The organism is Actinomycetota bacterium, assembly GCA_035536535.1.
Lineage (GTDB): Bacteria > Actinomycetota > JAICYB01 > JAICYB01 > JAICYB01 > DATLNZ01.
Genome location: DATLNZ010000139.1, coordinates 1 through 19,766, shown reverse-complemented (window position 1 = coordinate 19,766; position 19,766 = coordinate 1). Strand labels below are relative to the sequence as shown.

At 68.8% G+C, this 19,766-nt stretch carries 28 protein-coding genes and 1 pseudogene; 19 read left to right on the top strand and 10 right to left on the bottom strand.

The genetic code is table 11. From position 1 onward, the window contains the following. The 7 genes from VNE62_09570 to VNE62_09540 all read left to right on the top strand — a co-directional run. On the top strand, positions 1 to 409 hold a 409-nt coding region (locus VNE62_09570; GenBank protein HVE92529.1), incomplete at its 5' end, for a nitrilase-related carbon-nitrogen hydrolase. Between the two features lie 5 nt (positions 410 to 414). After that, positions 415 to 852, top strand: a complete 438-nt coding sequence (locus tag VNE62_09565; GenBank protein ID HVE92528.1) for an RpiB/LacA/LacB family sugar-phosphate isomerase — start codon at positions 415 to 417, stop codon at positions 850 to 852. Beyond that, complete coding sequence (locus VNE62_09560) at positions 849 to 1,178, top strand: hypothetical protein (GenBank protein HVE92527.1); 330 nt, start codon at positions 849 to 851, stop codon at positions 1,176 to 1,178. Before VNE62_09565 ends, VNE62_09560 begins: the two co-directional genes overlap by 4 nt. 16 nt (positions 1,179 to 1,194) lie before the next feature. Beyond that, positions 1,195 to 1,686, top strand: a complete 492-nt coding sequence (locus VNE62_09555) for a DUF1918 domain-containing protein (GenBank protein HVE92526.1) — start codon at positions 1,195 to 1,197, stop codon at positions 1,684 to 1,686. A gap of 20 nt (positions 1,687 to 1,706) precedes the next feature. Beyond that, the gene (locus tag VNE62_09550) at positions 1,707 to 2,180 is read left to right on the top strand and encodes a hypothetical protein (protein ID HVE92525.1); all 474 of its coding nucleotides are present in this window, start codon (positions 1,707 to 1,709) and stop codon (positions 2,178 to 2,180) included. Further along, entirely contained in the window at positions 2,177 to 2,461 is a 285-nt protein-coding gene (locus VNE62_09545) for a hypothetical protein (GenBank protein ID HVE92524.1), read from the top strand. Before VNE62_09550 ends, VNE62_09545 begins: the two co-directional genes overlap by 4 nt. After that, entirely contained in the window at positions 2,461 to 3,483 is a 1,023-nt protein-coding gene (locus VNE62_09540) for an NAD(P)H-dependent glycerol-3-phosphate dehydrogenase (GenBank protein ID HVE92523.1), read from the top strand. The genes VNE62_09545 and VNE62_09540 overlap by 1 nt, the downstream gene beginning before the upstream one ends. A gap of 13 nt (positions 3,484 to 3,496) precedes the next feature. On the opposite strand, the gene VNE62_09535 is transcribed toward VNE62_09540, so the two are convergent. After that, positions 3,497 to 4,147 carry a hypothetical protein gene (locus VNE62_09535; GenBank protein HVE92522.1) on the bottom strand — a complete coding sequence of 217 codons (651 nt, stop codon included), beginning with the start codon at positions 4,145 to 4,147 and terminating at the stop codon, positions 3,497 to 3,499. A 138-nt stretch (positions 4,148 to 4,285) separates the two neighbouring features. Between VNE62_09535 and VNE62_09530 the strand changes: the two genes are divergently transcribed. From VNE62_09530 to VNE62_09515, 4 genes are read left to right on the top strand one after another with little or no spacing between them, the layout of a single operon-like run. Continuing rightward, positions 4,286 to 5,056 (top strand): hypothetical protein, encoded by a 771-nt coding sequence (locus VNE62_09530; GenBank protein ID HVE92521.1) that lies wholly within the window; start codon positions 4,286 to 4,288, stop codon positions 5,054 to 5,056. After that, positions 5,016 to 5,447: a DUF2089 domain-containing protein gene (locus VNE62_09525; GenBank protein ID HVE92520.1), complete on the top strand. Its 432-nt coding sequence runs from the start codon at positions 5,016 to 5,018 to the stop codon at positions 5,445 to 5,447. The genes VNE62_09530 and VNE62_09525 overlap by 41 nt, the downstream gene beginning before the upstream one ends. A gap of 21 nt (positions 5,448 to 5,468) precedes the next feature. Further along, entirely contained in the window at positions 5,469 to 6,833 is a 1,365-nt protein-coding gene (locus VNE62_09520) for a M20/M25/M40 family metallo-hydrolase (protein ID HVE92519.1), read from the top strand. Further along, on the top strand, positions 6,830 to 7,375 hold the full coding sequence (locus tag VNE62_09515; GenBank protein HVE92518.1) for a hypothetical protein: 546 nt from the start codon (positions 6,830 to 6,832) through the stop codon (positions 7,373 to 7,375). The genes VNE62_09520 and VNE62_09515 overlap by 4 nt, the downstream gene beginning before the upstream one ends. Here VNE62_09515 and lexA read toward each other — a convergent pair. Then, positions 7,369 to 8,007 carry a transcriptional repressor LexA gene (gene lexA, locus VNE62_09510; protein HVE92517.1) on the bottom strand — a complete coding sequence of 213 codons (639 nt, stop codon included), beginning with the start codon at positions 8,005 to 8,007 and terminating at the stop codon, positions 7,369 to 7,371. The two genes, VNE62_09515 and lexA, sit on opposite strands and share 7 nt — an antisense overlap. A 92-nt stretch (positions 8,008 to 8,099) precedes the next feature. Beyond that, a complete protein-coding gene (locus VNE62_09505) occupies positions 8,100 to 8,579 on the bottom strand; it encodes an ATP-binding protein (protein ID HVE92516.1) in 480 nt (159 codons plus the stop codon). A 146-nt stretch (positions 8,580 to 8,725) separates the two neighbouring features. Between VNE62_09505 and VNE62_09500 the strand changes: the two genes are divergently transcribed. Continuing rightward, positions 8,726 to 9,664: an NAD(P)/FAD-dependent oxidoreductase gene (locus VNE62_09500; GenBank protein ID HVE92515.1), complete on the top strand. Its 939-nt coding sequence runs from the start codon at positions 8,726 to 8,728 to the stop codon at positions 9,662 to 9,664. Next, complete coding sequence (locus VNE62_09495) at positions 9,661 to 9,921, top strand: hypothetical protein (GenBank protein ID HVE92514.1); 261 nt, start codon at positions 9,661 to 9,663, stop codon at positions 9,919 to 9,921. The genes VNE62_09500 and VNE62_09495 overlap by 4 nt, the downstream gene beginning before the upstream one ends. A gap of 3 nt (positions 9,922 to 9,924) precedes the next feature. Here VNE62_09495 and VNE62_09490 read toward each other — a convergent pair whose 3' ends face one another. From VNE62_09490 to VNE62_09480, 3 genes are read right to left on the bottom strand one after another with little or no spacing between them, the layout of a single operon-like run. After that, the gene (locus VNE62_09490; protein HVE92513.1) at positions 9,925 to 11,103 is read right to left on the bottom strand and encodes an ABC transporter permease subunit; all 1,179 of its coding nucleotides are present in this window, start codon (positions 11,101 to 11,103) and stop codon (positions 9,925 to 9,927) included. Beyond that, on the bottom strand, positions 11,100 to 11,843 hold the full coding sequence (locus VNE62_09485; GenBank protein HVE92512.1) for an ABC transporter ATP-binding protein: 744 nt from the start codon (positions 11,841 to 11,843) through the stop codon (positions 11,100 to 11,102). Before VNE62_09485 ends, VNE62_09490 begins: the two co-directional genes overlap by 4 nt. A 33-nt stretch (positions 11,844 to 11,876) precedes the next feature. Continuing rightward, the gene (locus VNE62_09480; protein ID HVE92511.1) at positions 11,877 to 12,401 is read right to left on the bottom strand and encodes a M23 family metallopeptidase; all 525 of its coding nucleotides are present in this window, start codon (positions 12,399 to 12,401) and stop codon (positions 11,877 to 11,879) included. A gap of 135 nt (positions 12,402 to 12,536) precedes the next feature. On the opposite strand from VNE62_09480, the gene VNE62_09475 reads away from it, so the two are divergent. From VNE62_09475 to VNE62_09460, 4 genes are all read left to right on the top strand, one after another. Beyond that, complete coding sequence (locus VNE62_09475; GenBank protein ID HVE92510.1) at positions 12,537 to 12,860, top strand: hypothetical protein; 324 nt, start codon at positions 12,537 to 12,539, stop codon at positions 12,858 to 12,860. 131 nt (positions 12,861 to 12,991) lie between these two features. Next, a complete protein-coding gene (gene nrdR / locus VNE62_09470) occupies positions 12,992 to 13,525 on the top strand; it encodes a transcriptional regulator NrdR (GenBank protein ID HVE92509.1) in 534 nt (177 codons plus the stop codon). An 87-nt stretch (positions 13,526 to 13,612) separates the two neighbouring features. Next, the gene (locus VNE62_09465; protein HVE92508.1) at positions 13,613 to 16,534 is read left to right on the top strand and encodes a vitamin B12-dependent ribonucleotide reductase; all 2,922 of its coding nucleotides are present in this window, start codon (positions 13,613 to 13,615) and stop codon (positions 16,532 to 16,534) included. Between the two features lie 34 nt (positions 16,535 to 16,568). Continuing rightward, positions 16,569 to 17,522 (top strand): zinc-ribbon domain-containing protein, encoded by a 954-nt coding sequence (locus VNE62_09460; protein HVE92507.1) that lies wholly within the window; start codon positions 16,569 to 16,571, stop codon positions 17,520 to 17,522. Positions 17,523 to 17,534: 12 nt separating this feature from the next. Here VNE62_09460 and VNE62_09455 read toward each other — a convergent pair whose 3' ends face one another. The 4 genes and pseudogenes from VNE62_09455 to VNE62_09440 all read right to left on the bottom strand — a co-directional run bounded on the left by VNE62_09455 (position 17,535) and on the right by VNE62_09440 (position 18,944). Continuing rightward, positions 17,535 to 17,879: a DUF2752 domain-containing protein gene (locus VNE62_09455; protein ID HVE92506.1), complete on the bottom strand. Its 345-nt coding sequence runs from the start codon at positions 17,877 to 17,879 to the stop codon at positions 17,535 to 17,537. Positions 17,880 to 18,031: 152 nt separating this feature from the next. Beyond that, positions 18,032 to 18,268 carry a CD225/dispanin family protein gene (locus tag VNE62_09450; GenBank protein ID HVE92505.1) on the bottom strand — a complete coding sequence of 79 codons (237 nt, stop codon included), beginning with the start codon at positions 18,266 to 18,268 and terminating at the stop codon, positions 18,032 to 18,034. A 97-nt stretch (positions 18,269 to 18,365) separates the two neighbouring features. Then, a pseudogene (locus tag VNE62_09445) lies at positions 18,366 to 18,430 on the bottom strand (zinc-ribbon domain-containing protein). A 13-nt stretch (positions 18,431 to 18,443) separates the two neighbouring features. Continuing rightward, positions 18,444 to 18,944, bottom strand: a complete 501-nt coding sequence (locus VNE62_09440; GenBank protein ID HVE92504.1) for a DUF4190 domain-containing protein — start codon at positions 18,942 to 18,944, stop codon at positions 18,444 to 18,446. Between the two features lie 120 nt (positions 18,945 to 19,064). On the opposite strand from VNE62_09440, the gene dut reads away from it, so the two are divergent. Next, complete coding sequence (gene dut, locus VNE62_09435; protein HVE92503.1) at positions 19,065 to 19,520, top strand: dUTP diphosphatase; 456 nt, start codon at positions 19,065 to 19,067, stop codon at positions 19,518 to 19,520. Further along, positions 19,517 to 19,766 (top strand): hypothetical protein (locus tag VNE62_09430; GenBank protein ID HVE92502.1); only part of this gene is annotated, 250 nt, incomplete at its 3' end. The genes dut and VNE62_09430, both read left to right, overlap by 4 nt.

Sequence of the window (19,766 nt, the reverse complement as noted above, 5' to 3'; positions counted from 1 at the left end):
GGTCTTCGCCCGCAAGGGATCCGAGGTCGTGGTGTACACGACCAACGACTCTTCATTTGAGCGGTCCTTCGCCTCCGAGCAGCACCTGGCGCATGCCCGGGTCCGGGCCCTTGAGATGCGCCAGTGGGGGGTCCAGGCGGCCCTGTCGGGAATCAGCGCTGTGATCGGCCCGGACGGGTCCGTGACGGGCCGGACGCGGCTGTTCGAGCCCGACGTCGTCAGGGCCGAGTTGCGTGCAAGGCCCGCTGCGTCGCTTTACTCGCGCACCGGCGACGTGTTCGCCGCCGCGTGGGCCGCCGCGGCGGCGGCCGCTGTGGCGCTGGCGCTGGCGGTCAGGGCTCCGCGACGAAGGAGAAGCGAGTCGCAGCCGGACGAGCCAGTCACCGGATTATCGCCGACGTTACGGTGACCGGGATGAGGATCAGCATCGGTTCCGACGAGCGGACCCCGACGACAGACTCGTTGATCGAGGACCTGCGTTCCCGCGGGTTCGAGGTCGGACTGCACGGTCCCCTGGCGGGTGAGGACAAGCAGTGGGCGGAGGTGTCCGAGGAAGTGGCCCGTGAGGTCGCGTCCGGACGCGCCGACCAGGGGATCCTGTGCTGCTGGACCGGGACCGGCTGCTCGATCGCGGCCAACAAGGTCGACGGCGTGCGCGCCGCACTGTGCACGGACGCCGAGACCGCCAGAGGGGCCAGGCGCTGGAACGACGCCAACGTCCTGGCTCTCAGCCTTCGGCTGACGACGCCGGTGGTGGCGCGGGAGATCGTCCAGGCCTGGCTGGACTCACGCGAGGTGGACCCCGCAGAGTCGCCGAACATCGAGCGTGTACGGCGCCTGGAGATCCGGTGACCGCGGCAGCCGACATGTCGACTCTGGGTTTCGAAGTTGTACAGCGGCGCCGCGACGGCGCGGTCGTGTGGTCGCGACGGGCCAGCCCGTACCTCGTGTACTGGCTCACGGCCCACACCGACGGGTCCGGCGAACTCACGTGGGAGCTGGCGCTGGGGGAGTACTTCCGCGCGCTGGGCCTGACCTTTTCGGCGCAGGACGAGCTTTCGCTGTTCGTGTTCCCGTCGGCGGAGTTGCGCGGCACGCTGGACGAGGCCTGGGTCGCGAGTAGCATCGAGGAAGTGGAGGGCTTGCTGCGCTCCATCGATCTGGTGTCGGGGACGTAGCAGGGAGGAGCGTGAGGTGGAGGTCAAGGTAGGCGACAGGATCTCGATAGATCCAAAGAAGATCGGGCAGGTGCGCCGGTCGGGGGTGGTGCGCAGTATCTCGCAGGGACTCTCCGGGGCGCGGTACATGGTCGCCTGGGACTCCGGGACGGCGTCGTCTTTTAGTCCGGGAGCCGGAAGCCTGATCGTCGAGCGCAAGCCGCGCAATTCGCGTAAGCCGAGCAGTCCGCGCAAGACGTCCGGCGCAACGGCAAAGTCCAGTGGCGTCAAGAAGGCAACAAAGTCCGCCGCCAAGGGCAAGCCGGCCGCATCCAAGGCAAGGGGGGCAGCGACCAAAAAGGCCCCCTCCAAGGGAAAGCCGGCCGCTTCCAAGGCCACGCGGGTGGCGGCCAAAAAGGCCACCTCCAAGGGCAAGCCGGCCGCTTCCAAGGCCACGCGGGTGGCGGCCAAGAAGAGCCCGAAGAAAGGGTCCGGCAAGCGGGCGTCCGCGAAGCGAGGAAAGCGCTGAGGAAGCGCGGGCGAACAGCCGTGGCGGCGGCGCTCGCAGCCATCACGGTCCTCGCGGCCCCCGCTTGCTCCCGGGACGACCGGCGCGCCGCCAAGCCCGTCCGCCACACGTCCAGCCCCTCACCCGTGGCGGCGGCGTCTCCGGATGCCACAGCGACGTCCACAGGCCCAGCAGCGGGGGAGCGGCGCGACCCCGTCCTGCTCATCGAGTCACCCCGCGAGGGCGAGACCGTCGAGATCCCCGTGGCCGTGCGGTATCAGGCGACGCCTTTTCGCCAGGGCATGTCGCTCGTCCTGACGGCCGGGGGCGGACCCCCCAAGCGGGCCCAGCTGACCGGCGCGTCGGGGGAGGTGTTCTTTGAAGGCATTCCGGAGGGAACCCACGACCTGCACTTCGAATTGGCGGGGGCCGAGGGACAGGCACCGAAGGTGGTCGTGAGCCGCGTGACCACGATGACGCGCGGGGCGGGTGGTGGAGGCATGGGCGCCGGATGATCGAGGTCACGGTGGCGGCCGCGACCCAGATCCGGCTGATGGCCCGCGCCGCCGGCGTGGAGGGCGTCCCCGGCGTCCGGATCATGAGAGCCGTCGGACGTGGATCCGACTCGTTCGAACTGATAGTCGAGGACCGCCGGCAGGACAATGACGTGGTGGTGGAGTCCAGGGGTATCCGCTTTTATCTGGACGCCGACGCCGCGGCGCTGGTTCAGCAGGCGCGGCTGGTCCTGGAGGACCGCGAGTTCGTTCTGCGGCAGCTCAAAAACCAGGTGGACTGATGGCGAAGGTGGCGTGCATCGGGGCCGGCTCCTGGGGGACCACGGTCGCGGGTCTGGCCGCCGAGAACGGGGCCGACGTCGTTCTGTGGTGCCGGCGCCCGGAGCTGGCCGACCAGATCAACACGCTTCACGCCAACGAGGACTACCTGCCGGGGATCCGGCTGCCGAAGTCACTGAGGGCCACGTCGGACATCGCGGAGGCGGCGGCCGGGCGCGACGTGATTGTCATGGGCGTGCCGTCCCACGGCTGGCGTGGCGTGCTGCAGGCGCTCAAGCCACACATGGGGTCCGTCGACGCCGTCGTCAGCCTCACGAAGGGCCTGGAGGAGGGGACGAACGTCCGCATGAGCCAGGTGCTGTTCGAAGAGCTGCCCGAACTGCCGGAGGACCGCTACTCGATCCTGTCCGGCCCGAACATCGCCCGGGAGATCGCCCGCAGGATGCCCGCGGCCGCCGCCCTGGCCTGCACGGACGAGCAGCGGGCGCTTCGGGTGCAGGAGATATTCCACCAGCCGTACTTCCGCGTCTACACGAACACCGACGTCATCGGCAGCGAACTGGGCGGTGCCATCAAGAACGTCGTCGCCATTGCCGCCGGCATCGCCGACACGATGGGGTTCGGGGACAACGCGATGGCTGCGCTCATGACGCGGGGGCTTGCGGAGCTGACGCGTCTAGGGGTCAAGCTGGGGGGCAGCCCGCTGACCTTCGCCGGACTGGCGGGCATGGGCGACATGATCGTCACGTGCATCTCCCGCTACTCGCGTAACCGCCGCGTAGGCAAGGAGCTGGGCAAGGGCCGTCGCATCGACGATGTCATTTCGGAGATGAAGATGGTGGCCGAGGGCGTGAAGACCTGCAGGGCCCTGCTGGAACTGGGGCGCCGGGTGGACGCCTGGATGCCCATAACCGAAGGAGTCGTCTCCGTGATCTACGAAGGCGTCACCCCGCGCCAGATGGTCTCGGACCTGCTGTCGCGGCCGGCGGTCCCCGAGACGCACGGCATAGATCTGCCGTCGTAGCCGCGCCCCGCGTCTAGAGCCCTTCGAGCCACCGCGCCAACAGCGCCCGTCCGCTCGCGACGCCGGCCGCGATCGCTTCGTCGCTCCACAGTGGTGAGGGACCGAAGGTCGCGCCGATGGCGTGCGCGACGTCCTCGCTGAACTCGGGGTGGAACTGGACTCCCCACCGGTGGCCCGGATAGCGAAGCGCCTGCAGGCAGGTCTCGTCCCGGGCCCACAGCTCGGCCCCCGGGGGGACGTCCACCACGTGCTCCTCGTGAACCTGGACGACCCGTCCGTGAAACCCTTGGACGTCCGGCAGGTCCAGTGGATAGACCCCGAACTGGGGAAGGGCCAGCCGCTCCACGCGGGCCCCGTTGACGTGGGCCACGAGCTGATGGCCTCCGCAGATACCGAGCATGGGGACGTCCCCATGCGCCTGTACCCACTCGCGCAGGCGCCGCCGCCAGGGCTGGGGGTCGTGGACCGATCCGCGGCTGCCGCCGATGACCACGCCGTCGAAAGAGTGCGGGTCCGGCGGGAGGGCCACGGTGACGTCCAGGACGTCGGCCTTGGCCCCCGCGGCCTCAAACGCTGCCGGCACCGTGTCGGCTTCGTCGCGCATCGCCATCGCCCGCCTCTGATCGGGCTCGGCGAGCTGCGACAGGTAGAGGATCCGCTTCACCGGCGCAACATAGCGCCCTTTGGCGGCAGCGGCCGAGTCCTACCTTCCCCTGCGAAGGGGGAATTGCCTCCCCTCTGCTTGACATTTGCAGCATAACTGGCAATAATTGCCAACACGCATACCAAACCGGAGGGCAAGATGGCGGATGAGAGAACAAAGGTGCTGGAGATGGTGGCGGCAGGGACGCTGACGATCGACCAGGCGGACCAGCTTTTGGAGTCGTTTGACACGGGTCAGGAGCAGCCGGAGCTGGACTCCGGCGACCGAGAGTCCGTGCCTCAGCTCGGCGGGGACGTCGCGGCTGCCCGCTCGGTGGACCGCACGGCGTTCAAGGGTGCGACAAAGATCGCCGCGCGAGCCGCGAAAGCGGGCTACAAGGGGGCCAAGGCCGGCAGGGGCGGCGGCAACGTCAAGTTCGACCAGCTGATCTCGCTGGCCATTCACGGCGTCAGCGCGGACTACATCCGGGAGCTCCGGGAGGCGGGGCTGACCGACCTGGGGATGGACCAGATCCTGGCGCTCGGGATCCACGGCATCAAGCCGGCCTTTTTCCGTGAGATGAGCGAGATGCTGGGTGCCGACCTGACGTTCGACCAGGTCCTGGCGCTGGGCATCCACGGCGTCAAGCCGGACTACTACCGGCAGATGAACGAGGTCCTGGGCCGCCGGCTGGAGTTCGACCAGATCCTGGCCCTGGCGATACACGGGGTCCGGCCCGAGTACTTCGCCGAGATGTCCGAGGTTCTTGGCAACGACCTTTCCTTTGACCAGATCCTCGCCCTGTCCATTCACGGGGTGCGGGCGGACTACGTCCTGGAGATGAGCGAGTTCCTCGAAGAGACGCAGGACGACGACAAGACTGCAGGTCGTGACGATTCAGACGACGACGATGACGATGACGAGTCGTAGGCCGCACCGGCTGCTCACCCAGGACCCCGTCTCCGGCGAGGAGCTGGTGGTCACGCGGCTGGAGTGTCCCTCCAGCGGAGTGACGATCGAAGGCCGGTTCAGCCTCGGGTGGATCGGGCGTCTGACCCCCGAGCAGCTGGACTTCGTCGGGGTCCTGTTGCGAAACCGCAACAACCTCCAGAAGCTCGCCGGAGACCTGGGGGTCGCGTACAACACGGCGCGCAGCAGGCTGGACGAGGTCGTGGCGGCACTGGGGGGGGCGGCCGATTTTGCGCCGGCACTGCCGCGGGTGTCGGCCGAGGAGCGGCAGGCGGTCCTGGAGCGGCTGGCTTCTGGAGAGATCTCATTTGAGCAGGCGATGGAGTCGCTGTCCGCAGGTGCTGCACAATGAGGGCCCCCTTCAAGGAGGACCATGGACCCGCTCGGCCCCCTCAAGCAGACCCTGTCCGGTATGCGCGAACGGCATCTGGAAGAGCTCGCCCGGCTGGTGCGCATTCCCAGTGTTTCCGCGCAGGGGACCGGGATCCGGGAGGCGGCCGAGGCAACAGCCTCTCTGCTGGAGGCCCGGGGGATGGCGGTGCAGATCCACGAGACCGCCGGGAACCCGGTGGTCACCGCCTCGTGCGGGGCCGCGGAAGGTCCGACCCTTCTGTTCTACGAGCACTACGACGTCCAGCCTCCGGACCCGCTGGAGTTGTGGACCGCGCCACCGTTTGACGTCACGGAGCGTGACGGCCGCCTGTACGGCAGGGGTACGGCCGACACCAAGGGCCACCTGGTGTGCCGGCTGGCGGCGATCGATGCCGTGCGCGAGGTCTTCGGCGGCGACCCCGTCGCCTACAAGTTCGTCGTCGAAGGCGAGGAGGAGGTCGGCAGCCCGAACCTGGCGTCCTTTCTCGAGGAGCACGCGGCCGATCTGACCGCGGACGGCTGTCTCTGGGAGTTCGGAGGAGTGGACTTCGACGGACGCCCCGTGATCTGGCTGGGGCTCAAGGGCATCGTCTGCCTGGAGCTGGAGGCGAAGGTGCCGGACTTCGACGCGCACTCGTCGCTGGGCGCGGTGATCGACAACCCGCTGTACCGGATCGCCGCAGCCATCGCCTCGCTGCGTGACGTCGACGGAAGGGTCACCGTGGACGGTTTCTACGACGACGTCGACAAGTTGTCGGATAGCGATCTCCAGGTGATCGCCGCGGCTCCCGACCACACCGAGCGCATCGCCGCCACCTACGGCGTCCAGCGGCTGCTCGGCGGCTCGTCGGGCGCGCAGACCGCCAGACGACTGGAGGCCGAGCCTTGCCTGAACGTCAACGGGATCACAGGAGGCTACGGCGGCCCGGGGACGAAGACCGTGCTTCCATCGCGAGCGTCGGCAAAGCTGGACATCCGGCTGGTGCCGTCCCAGTCGCCGGAGCGGGTGGTGACCCTGGTACGTGAGCACCTGGCGCGCAAGGGTTTCTCCGACGTGGCCGTCAGCGCGGACTCAGGCGAGCAGCCGGGACGAACCCCCGTGGACGACCCGTTCGTCCAGCTCGTGATCGGTGCGGCGAGGCAGGCTTACGGGCTGGAGCCGGTCGTGGCGCTGTCCAGCCCCGGCTCCGGACCCGCGCACCCGTTCCGTGAGTTCCTCAAGGTCCCGTTCGCGTCCGCGGGGTGCGGGTACCCCGGCTCCCGTGCCCATTCGCCCGACGAGCACATAAGGGTGTCGGACTTCGAATCCGGCAAGCTGCACACGGCCCTCGTGATCGCGGCGCTGGCGCGACCCGGGCGAGAGTGATCCCGACGGCCATCAGGTCGGCGCAGGCCGTCCTTCTCTCACTTTTGTGCGCTTGCGGGCCGGGTTCGGGCGGGGAGCCGTCCGGACCCACCGCTACCCCTCAGATCCAAGAGTCGCGCGCCAACGTCCTGCCGGAAGGTTTTCCGCGGGACATCCCGGTGCCCGGCGACCGGACGGTCGTGCTCAGCCTGACGCAGCCGGGGGGCCAGACGGTGTACGCCCGCTCGAAGACGCCGGAAGTGAAACTTCGCGAAGCGTTTGTCGAGGGACTCAAGTCGTCGGGCTGGGCGATCGTCGCCTGCCACCACTCGTCCGGCCCTGAGGGCCCGATGACCGTCATCGCCGCCGCAAAGCCGCCGGCGTTCACGTCCGTCACCATCGGACCGGGACGCGAGCCGCGAACGAAGACCCGATACGACTACGTGATCAGCGTCGCCAAAACCGGGGGGCGAACCCCCGCGGGCCCGAGCGCAACCTGCGCACCGGCCGGCAGGGGAGCCGACCCTCCGCTGCCCAGGACGCCGGGGTCAGCAGGTCAGTAGGAGCGAAGCAACGCCACGACCCTTCCCAGGATGCGCGTCTCCTCGTCGATGTCGATGGGCTGATAGGCCGGATTCTCCGGACGCAGCATCATGCGTTCCCGGGTGCGCACCAGCGTCTTGCAGGTGGCGTCGTCGTCCAGCATCGCCACCACCACGTCTCCTGAGTTGGCGTCGTCCTGCTTGCGGACCACGACCAGGTCGCCTTCGTTGATTCCGGCGTCGGTCATGGAGTCGCCCTTGACGCGCAGCATGAAGAACGTCCCCTCCCCGACCAGCTGCGCGGGAAGGGCCAAAACGTCCTCGACCTCCTCGACGGCAAGCGCCGGGCCGCCCGCCGCCACCCGGCCCACCAGTGGGACGAGGCGGACCTGGGAGCGCTTCTCGACGGGCCCCAGGTCGGGCGCGTACTGGACCTCGATCGCGCGCGGCTTCGTCGCGTCCCGCCGCAGGTAGCCCTTGCGCTGAAGGGCGGCCAGGTGCGCGTGCACCGTCGAGGGTGAGGCCAGGCCCACGGCCTCGGCGATCTCCCGGACCGAGGGCGGGTAACCCCGGTCCTCAACGGTCCCGAGGATGAAGTCCAGGATCCGGCGCTGTCGGGGGCCTAGGTCTTCGACGTGGGTTGCTTTGGGCATCGGCTTCCTCCTTGGGGGTCCTGCGGAGGAAGGTAGCACCGAGGGGGGCCGGACGCAAACATCTGTTCTGGCAAACGCGCGTTCGCCGTGGCTCAGACGGCGGCTGGAGGGGCGTTCAGTGTGGAGCCACTGTTCTCGCCCGGCACGGCTGTGTGGCCCCCGAAGTCCAGCTCAAACCAGACGCGGGTGCGCTCGTCACAGTCGAGCCCCCAGCGACTGGACATCTCCTGGACGAAGAACAACCCGAAGCCGCCATCCAGGCTCGGCTGGACCCGCCCCCGCTGGTCGAAGCCTGTGCCGCAGTCGGCGACCTCGACCCGCACCCGCCCCGGCTCGATCTGCACGTGCAACTCGAACTCATCGTCCGGGGAAAGTCCCGAATGGCGCACGCTGTTTGTCACGAGTTCGCTCACCAAGAGCTGGACCGACTCCAGGTCGTGGGGGGTACCTCTCAGCGAAAGGCTGCACACCCACTGGCGCGCCTGTCGCGCGGACCCCGCGATCGCGGGCAGCACGAGCTTGTGCCGCTTGGTCCTTGCTCCGCCCGGTTCGCCCTGCGTCATCTCCAGCATCAGCGCATGCTTCCTCCGAGGCCATGGAGCCCCTCGCGTTGCATACCCCTTCTGGGGGATTCCACACCTGAAGTTTGACCTGACGCCCGGCGGGCAAGCAAATATCCCCTTCTGCCCATCCACCCGCGAGCGTACCCTCTCAATCGATGACCAACAAAAGAGACGTCGTGGTGATCGGCGGCGGCGCCGCAGGACTTGCCGCGGCCACGTGGCTCGGTCGGCACAGGATCAAGACGACGCTGCTTGACTCCGGCGAGTACCGAAACCGCTGGGTCGACCAGGCCCACGGATACCTGGGCCGGGATCCGGTCAACCCCCACGACCTTCTTGAGCAGGCTCGCAAGGACCTGGCGCGGTACGCGGAGGTGGAGTTGGCGCCGGGGCGGGTCACCGGCGCCGCGAGGGCCGGCCAGGGTTTTGACCTGGAGGTGGACGGCCGGAAGCTCCAGTCGCAGAGGGTGATCCTGGCTACGGGGGTCCAGGACGAGTTCCCGGAAATCGACGGCTTCTTCGAGCACTACGGTGCCAGCGTGTTCCACTGCCCGACCTGCGATGGCTACGAGGCCCGGGAACGCAAGGTCGTGGTCTTTGGCTGGAAGCAGCAGGTTGCGGGGTTCGCCTTGCGTCTTCTGGACTGGGCGTCGGAGGTGGTCCTGGTCACCGACGGCAAGCCCTTCGAGGGAGAGCAAGAGTGCCGGGTCGCTCTGGACCACGCCGGCATCCGGATCCTGCGCGATGAGGCCGTGGAGCTGACCGGCGGCCGCGGCGACCTTCGCAGTGTCAGGCTCGCCTCGGGAGCCGAGGTGGACTGCGACCTCGCCTTTTTTTCGATCGCGCACCACCCGCGAAACGACCTGGCAAAGCAGCTGGGATGCGACCTGGACGACGAAGGCCGGGTGGTGGTCGACGACATGCAGCGTACGAACGTCCGGGGCGTGTACGCGGTTGGGGACCTCACCCCCGGCGTACAACTGCTCCAGATAGCCGCGGCCAAGGGGGCGTCGGCGGGCGTCTGCTGTGCCCTGTCGCTGCTCGACGAGCATGGCGCGACTGCCGAGTACAAGGAGATGAAGGAGGAGTCATGACCCGCAGCATCACGCTGGACTGCGACCAGTGCGGCACGCGTCTCGGTCTCGAGCGCGCGAAGGAGGTCCTGTACGCGACGCAGGAGGCCAACGCCTACCACAGCATGGACCTGTGCGCGGACTGCCTGGACACCACGCTCAAGAGGGCCGAGTCGGTCAACGACGCGGAGGGTACGCGCCAGAGAGTCGCCGCTCTGGTCCGCCTGCCGGGCAACGAGGTCCCGCAGCGCGGGCAGGGGGCTTCCGGGACTGGCTGATCCTCAGGAACTGCCGCGAAGTACCGACCGCTCTGACGAAAGCAGCCGCGCGGCGATCCTCAGCAGCACCCACGAGCAGGCGACGGTGCTGACCGCGGCAGTCGCCAGCTGCATGGGGACGATCCCGTCAACCATTGCCTCGCGCGCATACAGCACGGGCCCGAAGGCGGGCGCGGCGAAAAGCGGCAGCACCACGGGGATGCTGTCCACGAACTGGAAGAGGTAGCCGACGGCCAGCACGGGGATGAACGCCAGGCCGGACATCATCCCTCCGGACTCGCCGCCCCGGGTGTAGGAGCCGAGGGCGAGGCCGATGGACACGGTGAGCAGAGCGATCATGGGAGCCGCCGTGACCAGCGCCGCGGCGATCATGAGCGGCGAGGACAGCCCGCTGGCGAAGGCGATCGGAAGCGAGCTCACCACCAGCACAGGGATCATGAACGTGAGCATCGGCACCGCACCAAGCACCATCGCCGACAACCCCGCTCCGGCCAGGATGTCGCGGCGGTCCAGCGGCAGGACGAGTAACGGCTCCAGGGTCCGCTGCGTCTTCTTGCCGGACAGGCGGTTGGACGCCAGGCTCAGCAGCGAGATCGACTGGAACAGCAGCAGCGGGGGGATGAACTTGCTCAGCTGAAGCCGGGCCCCCCGGTCGGTGGTGCTGACGTCGCGCGAGGCGACCTTCAACGAGGACACGAGGTCCGCCGACAGTCCCCGCGTTGCGAGCAGGCGGCGCGTCTGCTCCCGCGAGAACTCCTGAAAGGCGACGCGGAGCCGCGTCAGGGCGACCTCCGACTGGTCGCGGTTGGCCAGGTACATGATCGTGAGCTCCACCGGCTCACCCGCTTCCAGTTTCGCGGCGGTCCCGGGGGGCACCCGCACCCCGACCTCCGCGTCGCCCCCCACGATCGGCCGCTCGATGTCCGACGGTCTGGAGACCCGGAAGCGGGCGTCACGGATTACCCGCTCAACGGGAGCCGTGTCCTCGGGCGGTCCGGAGACGAGCGCCTTGAACTCCTTGGTCCGAAAGGCGTTGCCCCTTTGCTCCATGGCATAGCCCACGACGCCGAGGATGAGCAGAAGAAGCACCGGCTGCAGGAAAAGTGAGAACCAGATCTGGCGCTGCCGGCGGAAGTCCTTCAGGTCGTGGGAGGCCACGAGCCGTACGTGACGCAGGTTCATCCGGCCTCTTTGGACATCTCCACACGTCCGATCAGTCGCAGGAAACCCTCCTCGAACCGCTCGGTCCCGGCCTGGCGGGCGATCTCCTCCGGGGTTCCCGAGACCACCGTCCTGCCCCGGGCTATGCCCACCACGCGATCGGCGTAGGCGGCGGCCTCCTCGAGGCGGTGGGTGGCCAGCAGCACGGTCTTGCCGCTGCGCACCTGGGGCTCCGACAGCAGTCCGAGGATCGCGCTGGTGGACACGACGTCGAGGTTCGCCGTGGGTTCGTCGAGCAGCAGGACCGGCGGGTCGTGGACCAGGGCGCGTGCCACCGCCGCCTTTTGCCGTGTCCCCTTGGACAGGCGTCCGGTGCGCTCGTCCATAAAGCCGCCGAGCTCGAGCAGGTCCTGAAGCATCGACACCCGCTCGGTGAGCGTGTTGTCGTCCAGCCCGTGGGCCCGGCCCCAGAAGGTCAGCTGCTCCCGGACCGTCAGCCGGTCAAGCAGCCCTGCCTCCTCGGTCACGAGTCCGAGCCGGCGGCGCACCTCGTGGGGGTGGGAGTTCAGGTCGAAGCCGGCGATCGCCACGCGTCCGCCGTGCGGGGCCAGAAGGGTCGAAAGGACCCGCATCGTCGTGGTCTTGCCCGCGCCGTTGGGGCCGAGGAACCCGGTTATCTCGCCGGACCTCGCCGTGAAGGACAGCTCGTCCAAAACCAGTGTCTTGCCCAGCCTCCGGACCAGTCCTTCGACTTCGATCATGGCGAAGATGCTGTCACATCGAACGGCGCCGGTTTACGCGACCAGCGCGACCAGGTCGTCGTAGGCGGAGCCGACGTACAGCTCCAGTGGGTCGAAGTACACGCCGTCGCGGCGGGCGGACAGGTGGACGTGAGGAGGCAGTTCCGAACCTGGATGCCCCGCGCCGGATGTGCCGACGACCTGTCCGGCCGTGACCGGCTGTCCGGTGGCGACGGCCAGGGAGCCGAGGTACGAGGCGGTGGTCCTAAGCCCGCCGCCGTGGTCCACGGACACGGTGAGGTTGCCGGCGACGTTGCCGGCGAAGCCGACGACGCCGGCCGCAGACGCTCGGACGGCCGTTCCGGCGGGCGCCGCCACGTCCACGCCGCGATGGCCCGGGGCGTAGGGGTTGTCGGGCGGGGCATCCCAGGGCCGGATGAGGTCGCCGTGCAGCGGGACCGCATGAGCTGCCCCCGCACGGGGCGCGGGGGCGTGGGCGGGAGTGGCCGGTGACGCGGTCAGCGCCAGCATGAGGGCGGTCGCGACGGAGAGCGCTGGGTAACGTCTGAAGCCGCCCATGTCCCCCCTTTCACCCTGGCCCGGCGGGCCGGCTCGGCGCGGGGGCCGAGTATGAGCGCCCCCTACGACGGTCCTTGTCGTCACCTGTCTCTACAGTGTGGGAACACGCGTTCGCAGCGGCTACGGAGGGACGACATGCGGCTGACACCACTCGGAAAGCTCGTTGGGATGGTCCTGGTACTGCTGGTGGCCGCCACCGCAGGCGCCGCCGGTGCGGTGGCGACCCGGCCCCACGCTCAGGAATGGCGGTGCGTCGTGGTCGAGAGCGGCCAGACCGTCTGGGACCTTGCGGAATCGTCCGACGACGGCGACAGGCGCGAAACGGTCGGGAGGATCGTGCGTGAGAACGGGCTCGGCCCCCGGCCGGTCCAGTCGGGCAGCGCCATCTGGGTGCCCGCAGAGGTCCAGGCCGCGGCCAACGCGGAGGACCGTCAGGCGTGCTCCTCCAGGTCGGGCTGACAGGACGGGCCGCGAGGGCCGGAATCGGCACCCTCGGCCCCCTCCAGGGCCCGTTAGCGCAGGTCACACGGTAGTAATTACAAAGTTGTTGACACCCTACATGTCGTGTTGTATGGTGTCTGAACCCCCACATGTTGTGGTTGGGCTCGCTTCCGGAGGTCATCTTGCGCTGTCCCTACTGTCGCGGAGACGACACCCGCGTCGTCGATTCCCGCGACTCCGACGGGGGCGACGCGGTCCGGCGCCGGAGGCAGTGCGGGTCCTGTGACAGGCGCTTCACCACCTTTGAGCGGGCCGAGGAGGCGCCGCTGGTCCTGGTGAAAAGGGACGGTTCGCGGGAGCCGTTCGACCGGGCGAAGGTGGTGTCCGGCGTCGCCAAGGCCTGCAAAAACCGCCCCGTGGGTGACGACGCGATGCTCCGGCTCACCGACCAGGTCGAGGAGGCGCTGCGAGCGGCGGGGTCGCCCGTCACCAGCCAGGACGTCGGGCGGGAGGTGCTGTCGCGGCTGCGGGAGCTGGACCAGGTGGCATACGTGCGGTTCGCCTCGGTCTACAGCGGTTTTCAGGACGTCGAGGATTTCGAGCGGGTTATACGCGACCTGGACAAGTCAAGCCCCCCGAAGGCGCGGGGGCCGAGGTCCAGGGCTGTCAGCAGGGATGGATAGCCTCCGCCACCGCGGTGGGGGAGCCGGATCAAACCGACCGCCGGTCCTGATGGGACGCGGCAAGCAGACGACGGGGAGGACGTGAGCATGGCCAAGCGCCAGACGACGCAGTCGAACGGGAGCCGGAAGTCCGGGGGCGAGGCGCTGTTTTCGCCTGAGCTGGACCGTCCGGACGGGCTGCACGTGGGAAGGCTGTTCACGCGCCCGGACGTCCACCCCTACGACGAGATCGAGTGGGAGATGCGGACGGCCTCCATCGTCGGCCGCGGCGGCCACGTGTCCTTTGAGCAGCGCGAGGTGGAGTTCCCCAGGTCCTGGTCCCAGAATGCGACCAACATCGTCGCGGAGAAGTACTTCCGCGGCCAGATGAACACCCCCCAGCGGGAATGGTCGCTGCGCCAGATCGTCGACCGGGTCGTCGACACGATCGCGGCGTGGGGAGTCGAGCAGGGCAGGTTCGCCACCGAGGCCGATCGGGAGGCCTTTTCCTCCGAGCTCAAGCACGTTCTGGTCACCCAGAGGGCTTCGTTCAACTCGCCGGTCTGGTTCAACATCGGGGTTCCCGGCAGGTCGGCGCAGGCGTCGGCCTGCTTTATCCTGCACGTCGACGACTCGATGGACTCGATCGCCGCGTGGTACCGCGACGAGATGTTCATCTTCAAGGGCGGGTCGGGGTCCGGGCTCAACGTGTCGAACCTGCGGTCGTCCTACGAGCAGCTGGCGGTGGGCGGCTACTCGTCCGGGCCTGTGTCGTTTATGCGCGGCGCCGACGCGGCGGCCGGCACGATCAAGTCCGGGGGAGCCACCAGGCGCGCGGCCAAGATGGTCGTGATGAACGTCGACCACCCCGACGTCATCGAGCTTCGCGACGGGGCGCCCGGCTTCATCTGGTGCAAGGCCGTGGAGGAGCGCAAGGCCAAGGCTCTCAAGGAGGCGGGCTTCGACATGTCCGTCGACTCCGGCGTGGACGGATATTCGATCCAGTACCAGAACGCCAACAACTCGGTCCGGGTGACCGACGACTTCATGGAGGCCTGCCTTACCGACGCCGACTGGCACCTGCGGGCCGTAACGACGAGCGACGTCATCAAGACCTGGAAGGCGCGGGAGGTCATGCGCCAGATCTCACAGGCCGCGTGGGAGTGCGCCGACCCGGGCATGCAGTACCACACGACCACCAACGACTGGCACACGGCGCCGGCGGCCGGCCCGATCACGGCCTCCAACCCCTGTAGTGAATACCTCCACCTCGACAACTCACCCTGCAACTTGGCCTCCCTCAACCTGCTGAAGTTCCTGCGGGAGGACGGCACTTTCGACGTGCAGTCCTTTGAGCACGTGGTGAAGGTCGTCCTGCTCGGCCAGGCGATCCTGTGCGTCGCCGCCGACTACCCGACCGAGGCGATCGCGCGCAATGCCCGCGGGTTCCGGCAGCTTGGGATCGGCTACGCCAACCTCGGCGCCCTGCTGATGGCGCTGGGGATCCCGTATGAGTCCGAGGAGGGTCGCGCCTGGGCCGGCGCCATCACATCCCTCATGCAGGCCACGGCCTACAACGCGTCGGCGCAGTTCGCCCGCACGGTCGGCGCGTTCCCGGGCACCGACGACCTGCCGGGATACGCGCACCCCGAGAACCGGGACGCGACGTTGCGCGTGCTCGCCAAGCACGCCGCCTTCTCGCGTGCGCTGGCGACGGCGCCGCCGGCCTCCGACGAGCGGCTGGACAAGCGGCTGCGCATGTTCCACGACGAGGTCGTGGGAGCCGGGGAGCCCATCAGCAGGGACGCGGAGCTGGCTCAGGTCGTGGACCGGGCCGACCGCGTGTGGGCGGACTGCCTGGCGGCGGCCGAGCAGCACGGCGTCGAGAACTCACAGGTGTCGGTCCTGGCCCCCACCGGGACCATCGGCTTCATGATGGACTGCGACACCACAGGCGTTGAGCCGGACCTCGCCCTGAAGAAGGTCAAGAAGATGGTCGGCGGCGGGACCATGTCCATCGTCAACCAGACGGTCCCGCGGGCGCTCAGGCGCCTGGGCTACAACCCCGAGCAGATCGAGGCGATCGTCGAGTTCATCGACCAGAACAACACCGTGGTGGGCGCGCCCGCGCTGAAGACCGAGCACTATCCGGTCTTCGCGTGCTCGTTCACGTCCGACAACCTGATCACCTACGCCGGTCACATCGGCATGATGGCCGGCGTCCAGCCGTTTCTAAGCGGCGGCATCTCCAAGACGGTGAACCTGCCGGAGGACGCGACTGTCGAGGAGGTCGAGCGCGTCTACACCGAAGGCTGGAGGCTCGGACTCAAGGCTCTGGCCATCTACCGCGACAACTGCAAGGCCGACCAGCCGCTTTCCGCGGCAAAGGCCAAGACCGTCGAGAGCCTGGTGTCGGTGGAGGCGGTTCCGATGCCGGTCCGCAGGCGGCTGCCAAAGGCGCGTCCCGCGATGACCTACTCGTTCCGCGTCGCCGACTGCGACGGCTACGTGATCGTGGGTCTGTACCCGGACACCCAGCAGCCCGGGGAGCTTTTCATCAAGGTCGCGAAGCAGGGTTCGACGCTGGCGGGAGTGATGGACGCCTTCGCGATCTCGATCTCCATGGGGCTTCAGTACGGGGTGCCTCTGGAGGCGTACGTCGAGAAGTTCATGAACATGACGTTCGAGCCGCGCGGCATCACCGACGACCCCGATATCCGATTCGCCGCATCCCTGATGGACTTTATCTTCCGCAAGCTGGCCATCGAGTTCCTGCCGAAGCCGATGCGCGAGTCGCTGGGCATCAGGTCGGTGTCCGAGCGCGCCGAGGTCGTCAACGGGATGAACACCGCCCCGTCCATCGAGAAGGTGGGGGAGGAAACGGGGGCCGAGGCCCCCCTGTCATCAGCCGAGACGGTTTCGCGGCCCGCGGTGGATGCTCCGTTTTGCGTGAACTGCGGCATCCGGATGCGTCCCGCGGGCTCGTGCTTCGCGTGCGAGTCCTGCGGCAGCACCTCCGGCTGCAGCTAGAGTCACAGCGACCGGCGGCGAGGGGGGAGTCCGGATGGCGTACTGCTCGAAGTGCGGGACGGAGATGTCCGACTACGCGTACTCGTGCCCGAAGTGCGGGCAGTCCAACGAGGCACGCAAAGAGCCTTCGGATCCGGCGAGGCTGTCACCGGTTGAGCCCGCCGGATCTGGTGGCGGGTCGCCTGCTCTCGGCGGAAACGTGTCCGTGGGGCAGCTTCTGGAAGGGGCCATCGGCGTCTACCGGTCCCACTTCGTGACCCTCATAAAGCTCGTGGCAATCGTGGTTGTTCCGCTTCAGATCCTGTCCGGGCTGCTGGCGGCCGGGCTGTTCTCCGGCCAGCGCGGTGCCTTCGACTTCGGCTCGCAGCAGCCTCCGCAGATTCGTCCGAGCGCGGTCGTGGCCGGCTTGGGGGCGGCAGTCGTGCTCGGGCTGCTCGGCCTGGTGGCCCAGCAACTGGCCACCGGCGCAGCGATGCGCGCCTCCACCGAGGCCTACCTCGGCGAGACGCCCGACTCGGGCAGGTCGCTGCAGTTCGCGCTCGACAGGCTCGGCCCCCTGGTGGTGCTGGCGATCATCCAGGCCGTGCTTCTGATCCTGGGCTTTTTGGCCTGCATCATCCCGGGCGTCTTTCTGGCCGTCTCGTGGTCGGTGGCCGTCCCGGTCCTTCTCATGGAGGGTGTGATGGGATGGGCGGCTCTCCAGCGGTCCATGTCGCTGGTCCAGGGGCACTGGTGGACGGTGCTCGCGACGTTTTTCATAGGCATGCTCGCGGCGTCCGTGATCGGGTTCATCGTGGGCGCACTGGTGGGTCTGCTGGTCCCGTTCGGCACGGTCCGGAACATCGTCTCCGGCTCCGTCTCATCCATCATCACCACGCCCTTTTTCGCCGCTCTCGCCGCGGTGACGTACGTGAACCTCAGGACGCTCAAGGAGGGGACGCCTCCGAACGCGTTCCTGCAGGGACCCGCAGCGCCACCCGCTCTGTAGACCGGACCGGCGTCAGCCGGAGGCCATCCAGGACAGGGGGGCGAAGGGCAGGTTGCGGGCGACGCCGTAGGCGACGATCAATGCGCCTGCCGCCCAGGGGGCCCAGGCCGGGGGGGACACACGGAGCCGGGGCCGGCCGCGCACGATCCGGGACGCGCTCCAGACGACAAAGCCCGCGGCCAACAGCAGCACGGCCATCGACACGGGGTTCAGGCCGAAGGCCGTGGCGGGGTTGCCCCTCAGCATCTCGTGCAGCCCGCGCAGGGTCCCGCACCCGGGGCAGTCGAGTCCGGTGGCGAGCTTAAACGGGCACGGCGGGAACAACGCCGACCGCGCCGGGTCGAACACGAACAGCACCGCGCACCCGAGCGGCAGTAGCGGCAGGCCAGCCCAGAGCCACGGGGGCCGGACGGAGGAGAGGGCACGGAGGCTCCCCGCGCTGAAACTCCGAGGCGTGGGAGCCGGGAGTGTCGCGCAGCTGGCGCAGGCGCACACCGGGCGCCGGGTCTTCACGGTCCGAATGATGACGTTGCCATGCCGCCCATGAACATCAGCAGGAAGAACCCCCACGGGAGGATACCCAGCACCGCCGAGATGATCGCCCACTTTTTGGCGTTCGCCGAGGACTCCCGCGCCCCCTGCTGGTCACCCGCGGCGACCTTGGAGTTCACCTGTGCCGCGAAGACGATGCTGACGATCCCGAAGGGCATGCAGCACAGCAGCGTGGACAGGATCGCGTGCGGCAGGTAGTTCGGAACCGGCCCGGACGGGTCAGCCCACGCGAAGGCGTCGGTGCCAGACCCTCCGGCGGCCGGGGGTGACTGTGCGTCTGCGGCCAGTGAGTTGCCGCAGCTGACGCAATAGCGGGCATTGTCCTCGTTGCGGGTCCCGCACTTGGTGCAGTACATGGCTTCTCCTTGGTCAGACGAGGGTCAGCGTGCGCATCAGGACCCACACGACGAGAGGAACGGCGATGGCGGCGAGGCTGACGAACCCCAGCGCGATAGCCGCGCGGGCGACGCCCTCCCCCTGGGCGGCCGGGTCCGTCTGGGCCCGGTCCAGCGCCTGGTTGCCGAACACGATCCCGAGGAAGCTCGTGAGTCCGCATGTGAGAAGGCCCAGCCCGCTCAGCAACAGGGCGGTGACCGCCAGAGAATCGGTTCGTCTGGCTGCAGGCGCGGCGACGGCAATCCTTTCCGGCACGGGGGCGACGTAGGGCTGAGCGGGTTCCGGAGATTCCCACTCGCGGGTGGGTGCCGGGGGCGCGATGTCGTCCGGACGCGACTCCGTCGGCTCCGGGGGGGCGATGTCGTCCGGACTGGACTCCGCCGGCTCAGGGGGCGTCCGCTCGGGTGTGCCGTCGCGAGGCGTGGAGCTGCGAGGGTGCCCGCATCGGGGGCACGAGGAGGCGTCGTCGTTCACCCCTCCTCCGCACCACGCACAAAACGCCACGAGTACCCCCTGTCGTCTGCGGCAAGTGTAGGCAACGCGGCTTGCCGGTCGAGGGCTGGCGGGAGTCCGGCGTCCGTATACTTCGCCACCGTGTCGTCGACTACGAGGCCCGACCGACTGCTGCGTGTCAAGCGGCTGGACCCCGCTCTCCCACTCCCCGCATACCAGCACGACGCCGACGCGGGACTCGACCTCCACGCGGCGGAGGCCGTGACCCTGGCCCCCGGACACCGGGCTGTGGTCGCGACGGGCATAGCCGTGGCCATCCCCGTTGGATGCTGCGGCCTGGTGGCGCCGCGTTCGGGACGCGCCGCCGCGGAGGGGCTGTCGGTCGTGAACGCCCCAGGAGTCGTGGATTCGGGCTACCGCGGCGAGGTCAAGGTCGTGCTGGTCAACCTCGACCCGGGCCGCACCATCCAGATCCGGCGGGGCGACCGGATCGCCCAGCTGCTGGTCGTCCCCGTCGTGCGGCCGGAGGTGGTCGAAGCCGACGAGCTGCCGGAATCCGGCCGCGGCGACTCCGGGTTCGGGTCCACGGGATCGTGACGGGCGAGGCGGGTGCGGGCGCCGGAGGAGTGACGGTGTCCGAGGAGGCGTTTGACCTGATCGGCCGGTCGATCCAGCAGGCGAACTACGACCCGGGGCACGTGGGGGTCCGGATCCGGCTTGTCGGCGGGGAGCTCAGGCCCCGGTTCGTCCCCGCTCCGGAGCCCGGCGACGAGGTCGCGGAGTCCGGCGAAGTCCGTGTGTTCCTGGACGCGAAGCTGGTACGGGAGAACCCGGGTGCCCAGG